Annotated in this window: 5 protein-coding genes; 2 read left to right on the top strand and 3 right to left on the bottom strand. The window is 75.8% G+C overall.

The genetic code is table 11. The features are described from left to right. The first annotated feature begins 6 nt into the window (after positions 1-6). Positions 7-510 (top strand): hypothetical protein, encoded by a 504-nt coding sequence (locus WMF22_RS03420; RefSeq protein WP_438034827.1) that lies wholly within the window; start codon positions 7-9, stop codon positions 508-510. Between the two features lie 95 nt (positions 511-605). Beyond that, entirely contained in the window at positions 606-2,264 is a 1,659-nt protein-coding gene (locus WMF22_RS03415; protein ID WP_438034826.1) for a phytoene desaturase family protein, read from the top strand. Between the two features lie 34 nt (positions 2,265-2,298). On the opposite strand, the gene WMF22_RS03410 is transcribed toward WMF22_RS03415, so the two are convergent. The 3 genes from WMF22_RS03410 to WMF22_RS03400 are packed head-to-tail and all read right to left on the bottom strand — an operon-like array spanning position 2,299 to position 13,564. Beyond that, a complete protein-coding gene (locus WMF22_RS03410; RefSeq protein ID WP_437297693.1) occupies positions 2,299-2,715 on the bottom strand; it encodes a YkgJ family cysteine cluster protein in 417 nt (138 codons plus the stop codon). Positions 2,716-2,738: 23 nt separating this feature from the next. Next, positions 2,739-8,795 (bottom strand): hypothetical protein, encoded by a 6,057-nt coding sequence (locus tag WMF22_RS03405; RefSeq protein WP_438034825.1) that lies wholly within the window; start codon positions 8,793-8,795, stop codon positions 2,739-2,741. Next, entirely contained in the window at positions 8,792-13,564 is a 4,773-nt protein-coding gene (locus tag WMF22_RS03400; protein WP_438034824.1) for a hypothetical protein, read from the bottom strand. Before WMF22_RS03400 ends, WMF22_RS03405 begins: the two co-directional genes overlap by 4 nt. Positions 13,565-13,694: the final 130 nt, after the last annotated feature.

The raw sequence follows: 13,694 nt of genomic DNA, 5'->3' as shown, positions 1-13,694 counted from the left end.
GCCCAGATGCCGCCGCCGACGTCGCAGCGAACGCTGGCCGGGCTCCTGCCGGTGCTGCTGTCCGGGGTGCTGGGCGGGGTGCCATTCGTGGTGCCATTCGTGGTGCCATTCGTGGTGCCATTCGTGGTGACTGCGTGCCAGGGGGACGCCGGGAGGGAGGGCGGGGTCGCGGAGGCGAGCGACGGCGGCGCCGCGCTCCCGGAGGGCACGCCGGCGCCGCGGCGGCCGACGCGGCACTACCACCTCCGCCGGACCGACGACGGGTGCGAGATCTTCTGGATCGACGGGGATCTCGTCTCCGCGTCCCAGGCGGTCGTGTGCCCGGCCGACCTCGAGGTGGGCGAGCGCCTCCGCCTGACCGGCAAGACATGCCTCCGCGAGTCGGCGCAGACCCCCGCGCGCGCCGTGCCCGTCGTCTGCCCGCTGCCGCTCATGAACATGGAGAAGGCGGACAGGGCGCCGCCCGACGCCGGGGCGCCGCCCGACGCCGGCAAGCGAGGCGGCGGGTAAGCGACGGGGAAGCGACGAGCAAGAGGCGGGGCCATCGAGGGCACGAGCGCGCAGCCGACCACGTCCCTGGAGCATCGTAGTCCGGGGGTAGCGTCATGCAGCACGCGGATACCGTCGTGATCGGATCGGGCGCCGGCGGGCTCACTGCGGCGCTCGCGCTGGCGCGCGCGGGACAGAAGGTGCTCGTCGTCGAGCAGCACTACCTGCCCGGCGGGTGGACGCACAGCTTCTCGTTGAACGGGTACCTGTTCAGCCCGGGAGTCCATTACATCGGCGGGCTCGGCCCGGGGGGCGCCGTGCGGCGGCTCTACGAGGGGCTCGGGCTCTCGGGAGATCTCGAGTTCTGCGAGCTCAACCCGGACGGGCTCGATCACCTGATCATCGGCGATGAGCGGCTCGACGTGCCCAAGGGCCTCGATCGGCTCATCGCCCGGCTCACGGCGCGGTTCCCGCACGAGGCCGCGGGGATAGCGCGGTACTTCCGTGTGCTGCGCGGGGTCAACGACGATCTCGGGCGGCTCGAGGCGATGCTCGAGTTCCCGAGGGTGCTTCTCGCGCCGTTCAAAATGCCGAGCCTCGTGCGCTGGGGCCTCCGCACCCAGGAGGATCTGCTGGACGCGACGATCCGCGATCCCCTGCTGCGCGCGTTCCTGTCGGCGCAGGGGGGCGATCATGGGCTGTCGCCGTCGCGCGTGGCGCTGCCGGTCCACGCGGGCATCGTCTGCCATTACATGGATGGCGGGTACTACCCGCGCGGGGGCGCGAAGCGTATCCCGCTCGCGATGATCAGGGCCCTTCGCCGGCTCGGCGGGCAGGTGCGGACGCGCGCGCGGGTGAAGCGCATCCTCGTCGAGCGAGGGAGAGCGGCCGGCGTCGAGCTGGAAGGGGGAGAGATCCTGCGCGCGGCGAGCGTCGTCTCGAACGCGGACCCGGCGATCACCTATGGAGAGCTGCTGCCGCCCGAGCTGACCGCCCGCGAGCGCCGCAAGGTCCAGCGGATGGAGTACTCGGTCAGCCTGCTCAGCGTGTTCTGCGCGGTGGACATGGACCTCCGGTCGATGGGTTACGACTCGGGCAACTACTGGTGGTACCGCGGGCGAGACGTGGGGCGCCTCTATGAGCGCATGGAGCGCCAGCTGCCGTGTGGGGCGGTGGACGGGCTGTTCTTGACCATCACGACGCTGAAGGACCCGGGCCACCCGACCCGGGGCGACCACCACACGATCGAGATGTTCACGTTCGTGCCCCACGGCCCCTTCACGCGCTGGGAGAAGACCCGCACGGGCGAGCGAGGGGCGGAGTACGACGCGTTCAAGGAGTCGATCGGAGATCAGATGATCGCGGCGGCGGAGAACGTCATCCCCGGGATCTCGCGCGCGCTCGTGTTCCGCTCGGTGGCGACGCCGCTGACCAACGACTTCTACTGCGCCACGTACCGCGGCGCCGCCTACGGCACCGCCAAGACGAGGTGGCAGCTCGGCCCGCTGTCGTTCTCCATCGGGACGAGGATCCCGGGGCTGTACCAGTGCGGGGCCAGCACGCTGAGCCACGGGGTGGCAGGCGCCGCGATGTCAGGCCTCATGGCCGCGCAGCGGATCACGGGCGCGGCGCGCGCGGAGGATCTGCTCGGGCCGGCCGACGGCTCGCTGCGGACCTACCCCGCCGATCGACCGGAGGAGTGGCTGCACGAGCGGAGGAAGGCGAGCGCGGCGGCGCAGGCGGACACGGGCGACGAGGTGCCCGAGTGGACGTGAGGGGACGTGAGCCGCGCTGCCGCCCTATCGAGCGCTAACCGGCCGGCGTCCTGGACCGGAACGTGATCTGCACGAGCGGCATCACGTCGGGATCGTCCTGTGTCTCCCGCTCGAACTGGAGCACGTCGTAATAGCCGCACCGCGGCCTGCCCGGGTAATCGCGGCAGACCTCGGGCCGGGCCTCGTAGATGGTGCAGCCGCGGGTCGTGAGATCGAGGAAGCGGCATACCCTGCCGAGCACCGGATCCGACTGGCGCCGGAGGATGCGCTCGTCGTTGTAGCGCTTCGTGAAGCGCTCCTCGGCTGCCTCGAGCGTGAGGCCGAAATGGCGGGCGAGCCGCCGCATGTCGCGCGGCGTGACCTCGACCCGCTCGTAGATGGAGCAGCAGTAGGCCGGGCACTTCGAGCAATCGTAAGAGACGCGGGGCTTGGCCTTGAGGGTCGTCGTCATGGATCGTGGGGGGGGACGTGCCTTCACTCGTTGAAGCCGAGCTGCTCCCGCGCCTCGGTCAGGCCGTCGCTCACGGCGAAGACGATGAGGTCGCGCGCCTCCGCGTTGCGCCCGATCCACGTGACGCGGTCCTTGCCCGCGGCGGGAGGCGCGTTCGTGTTGCCGCCGGACCAGGCGATGCCCGTGAGGACGACGTTGATATCGCCCACGGCGAGGAACGCGGCCCGGTTCCCCCAGCCGTTGATCGCGGTGTTCAACGTCGAGGCGCGGTTGCCGATGGAGCCGATGACGTCGGCGGCGAGCACGCTGATCTTCGGATCCACGCCGCCCGCCATCACCCGCTCGATGCGGCCGTGGTACTCGCGCAGGCGCCCGGCGTCCGCGCCCTGCGGCGACCACGTCGGGACGAACGCCTTCAGGTAAGCCGCGAGCAGCGGCCAGAGATCGATCGGCGCCGTCCGCGAGAAGGCCGAGGCGTTGGTCTGGAGGATCTTGACGGCGCGGTGGATGAGGGCGACCCGGACGTCCTCGCGCGGCGAGGTGACGAGCGCCTGGCCGAGGACGATCTTGGGCGGGCTCGTGGACGCCGGCACGCAGACGGCGCCGAGCGCGCCCGTCATGTAGACCTGCAGGCCGGGCAGGCCGTACGCCGCGCCGATGCCGCGCGCCAGATCGGTGATCTCGGCGTGCTGGGGCGGCAGCGGCGTCGCGCGGATCGAGTCCAGATCGAACGGCACCGCGGCGTCGAGCAGCGGGCCCGTCTTGAGCAGGAGCTCCCGGAACGCCGGGGTCATGAGCTCCGGCGCGAGGTGGGCGTCGAGGCGGGCCGCGCCGGCGGCGTTGCCCGCGCCGCCCATCGCGGCGTCGCGGCCGTCGAGCGCGTCGACCGTCGCGCGCGCGATCCTCGCGGCGCCGGCGCGGCCGCGGAGCTCCGCGACCGTCGCGACCGTCGAGAAGAGGTAGGGCTCGAAGCGGCCGGTGTTGAGCGCGCGGCGCGCGTCGGCGAGGGCGCGATCGAGCAGGGTGGTCGCCGCGGCGGTCTGCTCGGTGCGCTGGTAGTAGCGGGCCAGCGCGCCGAGGGCGAAGTCGTCCTTCGGCCACGTCTTGCGGGCCGTGAGCAGCGTGGCCTCGGCCTTCTTCGCGTCCCCCATCGCCTCGTAGATCTCGGCGAGCTCCGCGGTGCGGCGGCACTTCTGCTCGGGCGCCTCCGCGGCGCCGATGAGGAGGTTCTGCTGCTCGAGCGCGCGGGCGCCGTCGCCGGCGCGCTTGTAGAGCGAGACGAGGCGCTCGCGCGCGCTCACGTCGCCCGGCGAGCGCTTCAGGATCTCCTGGTACGCGAGCTCGGCGCGCTCCGCGTTCGGGAGGTGCTCGTCGTAGAGCTCGCCGAGGCGGAGGTAGATCTCGACCTGCTTCGCGGGCTCGGGCACGAGGCGCGCGAGGCGGATCCACGCCTGCTCGGCGCCGGCCCAGTCGCCCTCGCCGGCGCAGACGTCGGCGAACGCGGACAGGGCCTCGACGTGATCGGGGTTCGCGTCGAGCGCGGCGGCGAGCGCGCGCTTCGCGGCCGCCGCGTCGCCGACGTCGGCGAGCGCCCGGCCGCGCAGGACCTCCATCTCGACCCGCTCCGCGGGATCCGTCACCGCCTCGAGGCGGCGCTCGAGGAGCGCGGCGAGCTCGGCGCGCGCCCCCTCGGCGATGTAGATGGCCCTGAGCCGCGAGAAGACGTCGGCGTACGAAGGATCGACCGTGGCGACCGCCTCGAGGACGTCGCGCGCCCGCGCGACGTTCTGGACCTTGTCCTGCCAGAGCACGGCCGCGGCGTAGAGCGAGTGCGCGCGCCCCTCGGGGCCGACGCTCGCGCCCGCGGCGGACTCGAGCGCCGCGGCGGCGGCCGCCGGGTCGCCGCCGCGATCGAGCGCGTCGGCGAGATCGAGGTGCGCGACGAGGTAGTGCGGGACGAGCGTGATCGCGTGCCGGAAGAAGGCGACGGCGTCCTCGATCGAGCCCGCGAGCAGGGCGTCCCTGGCGGCGCGCACCGAGAGGGCCGCGGCCTCGGACGGGCGATCGGTGCGCTCGATGAGCTGGCGATCCGCCTCGATCGCGAGGGCGTGATCCGCCTTCGCGCGGGCCTGGGCGGCCATCTGGCGCAGCGCCCAGATGCCGCGGGGCTCGTTCCTGTATGCGATCTGCACCGGCTCGAGCGCCTCCTCCCACGGGAGCACGCGCAGGCGCAGCCGCGCCGACAGGAGCGCGTGGGCGATCGCCTCCGGGCCGTCGAGGACACGGGCGATCTCCAGGGCGATCGGCTCGAGCTCCTCGTCGCGGCCCTCGCCGATGAGGTAGGAGGCGACCCGGCGGAGCGTCGGCAGGTGGTGCGGCGTCTCCTCCAGGATGGATCGGCGCCAGAGCAAAGCGCTGCCGGCGTCCTTGCGCCCGTGCTCGTCGAGCTCCGCGAGGCGCTCGTAGATGTCGAGGCGCTCCGCCGCGTCCGCGGCCTCGCGGGCGCGCGGGATCAGGGCGTCGACGAGCTCTCCTGCGCCGTGGCCCGCGACGGCCGCGCGGTAGAGGGCGATCGGCGCGAGCGCGTTGTCCCCGGCGGCGATCGCCTGGCGGGCGCACGCGGCGGCCTGCGCGAGATCGCCGGCGCGCTCGTGGTCGAGGGCGGCCTCGAGCGCGAGGCGAGCGGCCTCGATGCCCGCGGCGGCGCGGTCGTCACCCGAGAGGCCGGCGTCGCCGTCGCCGCCTGCGTCGAGGGCGCGCAGGAGCTCGGCGGCGCGCTCGGCGCGCCAGGAGGCGCGGTCGGCGGGCGGCTCCGGCGCGAGCCGCTCGAAGAGCTCGCGCAGGCCGATGTCCTGGGGGCGCGAGCGGTGCGCCGTCTCGAGGAGCGACGCCGCGGCCGCGGGGTCGGCCTCGGCGACGAGGAGCGCCTCGCGGACGAGATCGTGGGCCCGCTCGAGAGGGTCGGCCGCGCCCTCGCGGCGGGCCCTGAGCCACTCGAGGAGGCCGTCGCGGTCCACCCGGGCGCGCGCGCTCCGCTCGCCGAGGTGGAGCGCGACGGGGAGCTTCGGATCGATCTGGGCGGCGCGCGAGAGCAGGCGCTCGCCCTCCTCGTTGTCGCCGCCGTCGAGCAGGCGGATCGCGGCCTCGGTGACGAGCACCGCGGCCCGCGGCCCCTCGTCGAGCGTGAGCGCGTGCTCCGCGAGGATGCGGGCCGCGCCGACGCCGCTCTCCTGCGCGGCGCGGGCGCGGGCGGCGCCCTCGTGCTGCGGGTCCGCGGCGCGGGCGCGATCGAGATCGCTCATCGCCGCGCGCTGATCGCCCGCGATCTCCGCGAGGACGGCGGCGGCGAGCGCGCTGTCGCGCTCGGACGCGACCTCGCGCAGCGACGCCACGGCCCGGGCGACGCGGGCGCCGCGATCGCCGTCGAGATCGAGCTCGAGCGCGAGCGCCTGGAAGAGCGGGCTCTCCGGCGCGGTGTCGCCGTACGTGACCACCGCGCGGGAGAAGGCGTCGCTCGCGTCGACGCCGCCCTCGGCGGGGACGGCCTCGCGCGAGAGCGCGCGGCCGAGGGCCGCGGCGGCGCGGGCCCTCGGGCCGCCGAGGGGGCGCACGCCCCTCGACGCGGGCGCGCCATCCACGGAGGCCACGGAGGCCACCGCGGCGTCGCCGCCGGCGTCGCTGAGGGCGGCGCTCGCCGCGGCGCAGAGCGGCGCGAACTCGGGATCGTCGGCGAGGGCGTCGAGCCACGGGTCGATCTCGCCCGCGGCGCCGCCTGCGAGCGCCGAGAGGACGATGCGATCGGCCGGCGAGAAGGCGCCGCCGTCGTCGCCGTCGTCGAGCGTCGCGTCGCGCACGGCGGCGGCGTCGCCGAGCTCGATCGCCTGCGCCGCGAGGGCGCGGCGCGCCTGGCCGCCGTGCGAGCCGGCGGCGACGCTGCGGAGCGCGCCGAGCGACGCCGGGCGGGTCTCCTTGCGCGCGGCGCTCAGCGCGGCGGTGAGCCACGCGACGGCGGGCGCGAGCGAGGTGCCGCGCAGGGGATCGAGGGTCGCGAGGCCCTCGGCGAGGTCGCCGGCGCCGAGCAGGGCGCGGGCGCGGAGCAGCGCCTCGTACGGCGTGGCGGGGGCGGCGGCGGCGCGGCCGCGCGCCGGCCTCGGGGCGCCCCGGTGCGCTGCGACCTGAGCGCTCGCCGCGGCGAGCGGCGCGAGCTCGGGCGCCTCGGGGAGGCGGAACTTCGCGAGCACGGCGGAGGCCGCCGCGTCCGAGTCCGGCGCGGCGAGCGCCTCGCAGAAGCGCTGGACGTGCGCGCGCGGGTCGGCCGGGTGCGTCCGCGCCGCGAGCTCGAAGCGCTTGTGGGCGCCCTCGGGATCCGCGAGCGGGATGCGGCAGAGCTCCGCGCCGAGCACGAGGTTGTGGCAGCGCGCGGCCGGCGTGCCAAGGACGCGGGTCTCGCTCTCCAGCGCCTCGAGCGCGGCGGGCAGATCTGCCTCGCGCATCAGGAGGCCGCGGAGCTGGCGGTGCGCGAAGACAAGGCTCGGGGCGAGATCGCGCGCCTCGGCGGCGATGGCGCGGGCGGTGGCGTCCTCCCCGGCCATCACGTAGAGCTCGGCGACGGGGAGCAGCGCGCGCGCCCGGGCCGCGGGGTCCTCGATGAGCTCGGCCTCGGAGCGGAGCCACGCGGCGCGCGCCGCCCACACGTCGCGCTGCTGCGACTGGACGAGGATCGCGCTCGCGTCCTGCTCGCCGTCGAACACCGACGCGGGCGGCGGGATAGACGGCAGCGGCGGGAGGCTCTCGGGCGCGCGGGAAGAAGGCGACGACGACGGGCCCGCGGGCGGCGCCGACGGGACGCGCGCCGACGAAGACGGGCGCGGCGGTGACGACGACGCGCGCGGCGAGGAAGACGGCACACGCGACGGCGACGGCACGAACGACGACGACGACGGCACGAACGACGACGACGGCCGGACGTGGGACGGCGCGAACGGGCGCGGCGACGACGACGACGGCGCGCGCGACGACGACGGGCGCGGCGGTGACGACGACGCGCGCGGCGAGGAAGGCGGGCGCGGCGGCGCGAAGGCGACGCCGCTGTCGGGCCTCCGGGTCGCGACGCGCGTCTGCGCGAGATCGTCCTCGAGCTCTTCATCGGTCGGCTCGGCCGACCCGCTGATCAGGCTGGACTCGTCCACGAGCTCGCCGGGATCGCTGTCGGCGGCGGGCTGATCCCAGCGGCTGGTGGAGGCGGACGACTGGCCGGTGTACGGCCGGGTCCTGGGCCCGGGCTCGTCGAGGGCGTTGGTCTCCTCGTCGTCGATGCCGTGCGTCTCCTCGTCGTCGAACGCGTGCGCCTCCGCGAACCGGCCGCTGCTGGCGCCGCTGGGCGGCGCGAACTCGAACGGGGAGTCGCCGCCGTCGGGGATGGGCGTCGCGCGGTCGCCCGCCTCGGCGGTGTCCTCCTCGAACACAGGCTCCCGGCGCGACGACGGCGGCGGCAGCGGGGGCGGCGGGACGGCGGGCTGCGCGCGCGGCGCCGTGAACCTCGCGGACGGGGCCGGCGGCGGGATCTTCGGCGTCCGATCGCCGGGCGTGAGCTCGGCGCCGAGCGACGCCTTCACGTCGCCCGGCCTGCTGCCCGAGCGGGGCGGGGCGCCGGGGCGGGGCAGCGACGGGGGGCGCGGCGGCGGGATGGGCGCCGGGGGCCGGCGCGTCCCGTGCAACGCCGGCGCCGAGGTCACGACCCCGTCGTCGGCGTCCTCGGCGCGCTGATCCTCGAACAGCATGTCGAGCAGCGCGTCGCTCTCTCCGGCGCTCTGCGCGGGCCTCGCGGGCACGGGCACGGGCTCGCGGGAGAACAGCTGCTTCAGGCCGCCTTCGCCGGCGCGCTCGCCCTCCTCGGCGCCGCGGATCGACTGGATGAGCTCTTCGGGGATCTTCGCGAGGAGCGTGGCCTCCTCGACGTCGCCCTCCGAGACCGCCGCGCCGTACATCGCCGGCGGGGGGACCGTGATCTTCTCCTGCGACGGCGCGCCCTCGTCGCCGCCGCCGCCAGAGGAGCTCTTGGATTGCGGATTCTTGCTCACCGGACCCCCATGCCGAGCTTCTTCCGGAGCTCGAGGTAGCTCTGCGAGAGGACGAACGCGACCAGCTGGCGCGCACGATCGCTCTCGGCGACGACACCGCCGAGCTGCTCGCGCGGGGTATTGAGGATGTCCGAGAGGACCAGCGAGACGTCGCCTGCTGCGATGACGGCCATGCGGTCGATGCTCCTGCGCGCGGCCTGCGCCCAGCGGAGCGGGTCCTGCTGGCTCGACACGATGCGCTGGCAGACGTCGGCGATGGCCTTGCGGGTCGCGCGCGACATCTCCTTGTGGATGGCGCGCGAGACCTCGCCGAAGACGGCGTAGGGCGGCTGCGGGACCGTGAGGCCCGCCTCGATGCACGCGGCCGCGACGAGCGAGGCGACGGTGCTGTCGTCCCGCGTCCTGAGCGACGAGATGCCCCGGCGCAGCGCGAACGCCTCGCGCGCGATCGCCGAGCGCGAGGCGGCGTCGAGGGGCGTCGTGATCTCGGGGCCGAGCACGAGCGCCGGCAGCTGGCCGTAGACGCCGGTCGCGCCGCGAGGGCTGGGGCCGCCGACGTAGAGCTCGAAGTCCGTCTCGAAGCTGAGCGCGCCCATCCACTCGGCGACCGCCACGCGCAGCGGGTGGCCGCCGCGCGAGTCGATGCGGTCCTTCTTGCCGACGCCGAGCGACACGAGCGAGGGGCCGAGCGCCATGCAGATGGTCTCGGCCATCTTCGCGAACAGCTCGCCGACGGGCCCGGTGTCGAGCGGATCGGCGATGTCGGCCATGGCCTTGGCGTCGAGGGCGATCTGCGGCCGCGCCGGGACGCGGGCGTCGATCTTCCTGAGCTCCGCGGAGATGCCGTCGTCGATGCGGGTGAGCGAGACGAGCGCGCCGAGCGTGGCCTGCCGGAGCGCCGCGTCCTGCCCCGCGCCGGCGATCTTCGCGAGGAGCGCGACCCGGTCCGCGTCGATCGGCTCGACCGCGAGCGCCTGGATCAGCGTCGCCTTGGCGCGGCCGAGCACGCGGGTGCGGAAGGCGGGCTCGTAGTCCGTCGTGAGGACGAGATCGATCGCCTCGCCGTCGTCCGGCGCCTCTTCGAGGAGCTTCGCGACGGCCCGCTCGGCGCGGCGCGGCGCGCCGAGCTGATCCCGGTAGATGGCCATCGCGAGGCGCGCCGCCTCGATCCGCCCCGCGGGGGTGTCGCGCTCGACCATGAGCTCCTCGAGCAGGCGCGTCGCCTCGTCCCAGGAGCCGACCCGGGCGGCGACCCGGACGAGGCGCTCGCGGACGACGAGCGTCGAGAGCCCGGCCCGGTGCAGGCCGATCAGCACCTCGAGCGCCCTGTCGTGCTCGCCGAGCTTCTCGTAGGCGTCGACGGCCGTGATCCCCGACATGAGGCGCTGCTCCCCCGGCGCCTTCGCGACGCGCGAGAGCTCGGCGTAGAAGGCGGCCGCCTGGCCGAGGTCGCCCTGCGCCTTCGAGATGTCGGCCGAGAGCGCCAGCGCGCCGATGTGGTCCGGCTCGAGCAGCGTCACGTTCTCGAGCGCGGCGAGCGCGTCGTCGAGCCTGCCCTTCTTGCGGAGCACGCGCGCGCGCTCCCAGAACAGCTTGCAGAGCTCGAGGTCGTTGTCCGCCACGCCGAGCCGCCGCTCGATGATGTCGAGCAGCCGATCGTCCTCGTTGCGCGCGCGGACCCGGCGGAACAGCCGATCGAAGGCGACGCCGCGCCGCGGGTCGCGCGCGAACGCGCGATCGAAGGCGATCTCCGCGTCCTCGTGGGCCTCGGTGTGCTGGAGGAGCAGGAGCCCGGCGCTCTCCCAGAACCCCGCGCCGCGCGCGTCGTCCCTGCAGAGCGCCCCGAGCTGCGCCGAGGCGAGCGCCGTCGACACGGGGTCGCGGAGCGCCTCGGACGTCGCGCGGACGCCCTCCCAGGCGGCGACGTCGTCGGGCCGCCGCTCGACGACCGCGCGGAACGCGGCGAGCGCGCGCTCGTGATCCCCGGCCGCGAAGTCCGACCAGCCCGCGAGGCCGAGCGCCGTGAGCTGCGCCTCCTCGCCGAGCGCGTCGCCGAGCCCGTGCAGCGCCGCGGCGCGGCGCCGCGGATCGCAGCCGGGGAGCGCGAGCTCGAGGTTGGCGAGCTGCGCGGGCGCCTGCTCGCCCGTGAGGAACGGCCGCGGCAGGTTCGGCTGATCGAGCGCGCCGACGATCGCGGCCGAGGCCTCCATCGCGGCGCGGGCCTCGCCCTCCATGTGCCGCGCGAGCGCGCTCCGCGCGGCGACCTCCGCCTCGCGGTCCTCGGCGCCGAGCGCGGCGCCGAGCCACTCGAGCTCGGCGTGCGGGCTCGGGTCGGCCGCGGCCCACGCCGCCGCGCGCGCCGCGGTGCGCGCGCGATCCTGGTCCAGGGTCCGCGCGAGGCGGAAGCGCTCGGCGTGCGCGATCGTCGCGGCGCCGTCGCCGCGCTCCTCGATGTAGTCGAGCGCGCGCTCGACGGCGCTGCGCTGCTCGAGGGCCGGCTGCCAGAGGAGGCGCCCGAGCGCGGCGGCCAGGGCGAGGTCGTCGCTCGCCTGCGACTCCAGCGCCTCGAGCGTCGCGAGCGCCTCGTCGGCGTCGCCGCCCTCGGCCGCGCCGACCTCGAGGCCGAACCGCGACAGCGCGAGCGCCGCCGGGTCCTCGCCCGCCTCGCCGGCGACCTCGAGGGCGCGGCGCCGGCTCTCCAGATCGCCCGCCTCGTGGCCGCGGAGGGCCCAGGTGAGCGCCGTCGCGCCGGCGCGCGGCGCCTTGCCGCGCGCCGCCTCGAGCTCCTCGACGGCGCGCCCGCGCTCGCCGGCGCGCCAGAGCAGGATCGCCGCCTCGATGTGCAGCGCCGCCGAGAGATCGGCGTCGTCGATCGCCGCGGCGCAGGCCGAGAGCGTCGCGGCCGCGGCGGTGGGGCTCTCGGCGCGCCGGTGGAGCTCGGCCAGGAACACCGCGATGACCTCGTCGTCCGCGGATCGCTCGAAGAGCGCCCGGAGCCGGCTCCGGGCGCGATCCAGATCGCCGCCGCGCGCGCTGCGCAGGGCGGCGACGAGCCACAGCCCGCGCGCGGTCTCCTCGCCCTCGACCTCGGCGAGCGCCTCGATGACCGTCGGCGAGCGCCGCGGGCCGGGGGCGCCGGGCTCGTCGCCGCGCTCGCGCCGGGTGCGGACGAGATCGACCGCGAAGGCGCCGAGCGCCCGCCCGAGCCACGCGTTCGGCGTGGCGCCGTCGTCGGCGCCGGCGTTCGCGAGCTCGGCGAAGGCGCCCTCGGCGCCGTTCGCGTCCCCCCGGAGGAGGCGGCTCCGGCCGATCTCGAACCACAGGCTCGCCTTCTCGGCCGGGTCGACGCCCGTCGAGAGCAGCCGCTTCGTCGACTCCTCGTACCAGGCCGCGTCGCCTCGGAGGGCCGCGAACGAGCGGCCGAAGCGCGCGAGCACGCCCGGGTGGACGCCGGCCATGCCGGCCTGCGACAGGGCCGCCTTCGCCGCGCCCACGTCGTCCGTCCGCACCGCCCAGACGTAGGCCGCGAGGAGCAGCGCGCGCCCCCGCGCGTCGTCGCTGGCGTACGAGGCCGCCGTCGCCTCGAGCGAGGCAGCGAACGCGGACGGGTCCTGGCCGTCTCCGAGGAGATCGATCTCCAGCGCGCGGGCCGGGATGCACTGCGGGTCGGCCGCGAGCGCGCTCCGGAGCGCCGCGAGCGCGGCCTCGCGATCGCTCGCGAGCGCCGCCGCCTCGGCGACGCGGAGCCACAGGGCCGCGGCGCCGGGCCCGCTCGCGCCGCGCGCGATCTCCTGCTTGGCCAGGCTGGCGGCGGCCTCGGCCTCGCCGGCGGACTCGAGCGCGGCGATGCGCGCCCGGCCGAGCAGCGTCGACTGGGGCAGCCGCTCCGCGGCCCGCTCGAGGAGCGACGCGAAGCCGCCCGTCCCTGCCCGCTGCGTCAGCTCGGCGGCGCGGAGCCACGCGTCGGCCGCGTGCTCCGGCTTGCGCAGGGTCCGCGGGACGCCGTTGGCGTCGCCGCTCGCCTCGTCGTCGAGCGCGTCGGCGATGAGCTCTGCCTGCCCCTCGAGGGCGCGCGCGAGCGCGCCGAGGTCCTCCTCGCGCCGGGCGATGACCTCGAGCGCGAGCTGCGACCTGAAGCGCGCCCGCCCCTCGAGCGCGGCCGCCGCGTCGAGCAGCTCGTAGGCGCGCTCCACGTTCTCGGTCGCCGCCGCGAGGTCGGCGAGCTCGATGAAGAGCAGCCCCTTCCACGTCGCGTCCGTCGCGAGCTCCGCGCGGGCCTCCAGCGCGCGCATCCGGCCGGCGATGTCCCCTTCCTTGGCCGCGATGAGCTCGAGCTCGAGCCAGGGGGTCGCGTCCTCCGGGTTGCTGAGCGCCGCCTCCTCGAGCGCCTCCTTGGCCGCCGCGAGGTTCTGCTCGTGGTCCTGGAGGTACGCCGCGCGCTCCCAGAACGAGCGCGCCCGCTCCTCGGGCGTGGCCGCGGCGCGCGTGAGCGCGTCGAGCAGCTTGCCGAGGTTCTTGATCGACTTGCGCCGCGTGAGGATGCGGACCAGCGCCTCGAGCGGCTCGCGGAACTGGGGGTCCGCGTTGAACGCGGCGAGGTAGTCGCGCGCCGCCGTGGGCTCCTCGCCGAGCGCCTCCTCGAGCGCGCCGAGCTCGTGCAGCAAGAGCGCCTGGAGCTGCCGCTCCGGTTGCTCGCCTTGCTCGGCGCGGAGCCGCGCGATCAGGGCCGTCATGCTCTCCACCTGCCCCTCGGGTGCCTGAACCGTCATCTCGCTCGCGACGCCTCCGAACGGGGTCTCATCTGTGCGCACCGCATGACGATGGCGGAGAGTAGCGAACCGAACGTGACGGAGTAAAGCGCGCCGGGCAGGGAGCGGGCTCGAACAGCGTCGCGCCGCG

This window comes from Sorangium sp. So ce204 (genome assembly GCF_051526795.1).
Lineage (GTDB): Bacteria > Myxococcota_A > Polyangia > Polyangiales > Polyangiaceae > Sorangium > Sorangium cellulosum_B.
The sequence above is the reverse complement of the archived record's forward strand: the minus strand, read 5'-3'. Positions and strand labels throughout refer to the sequence as shown.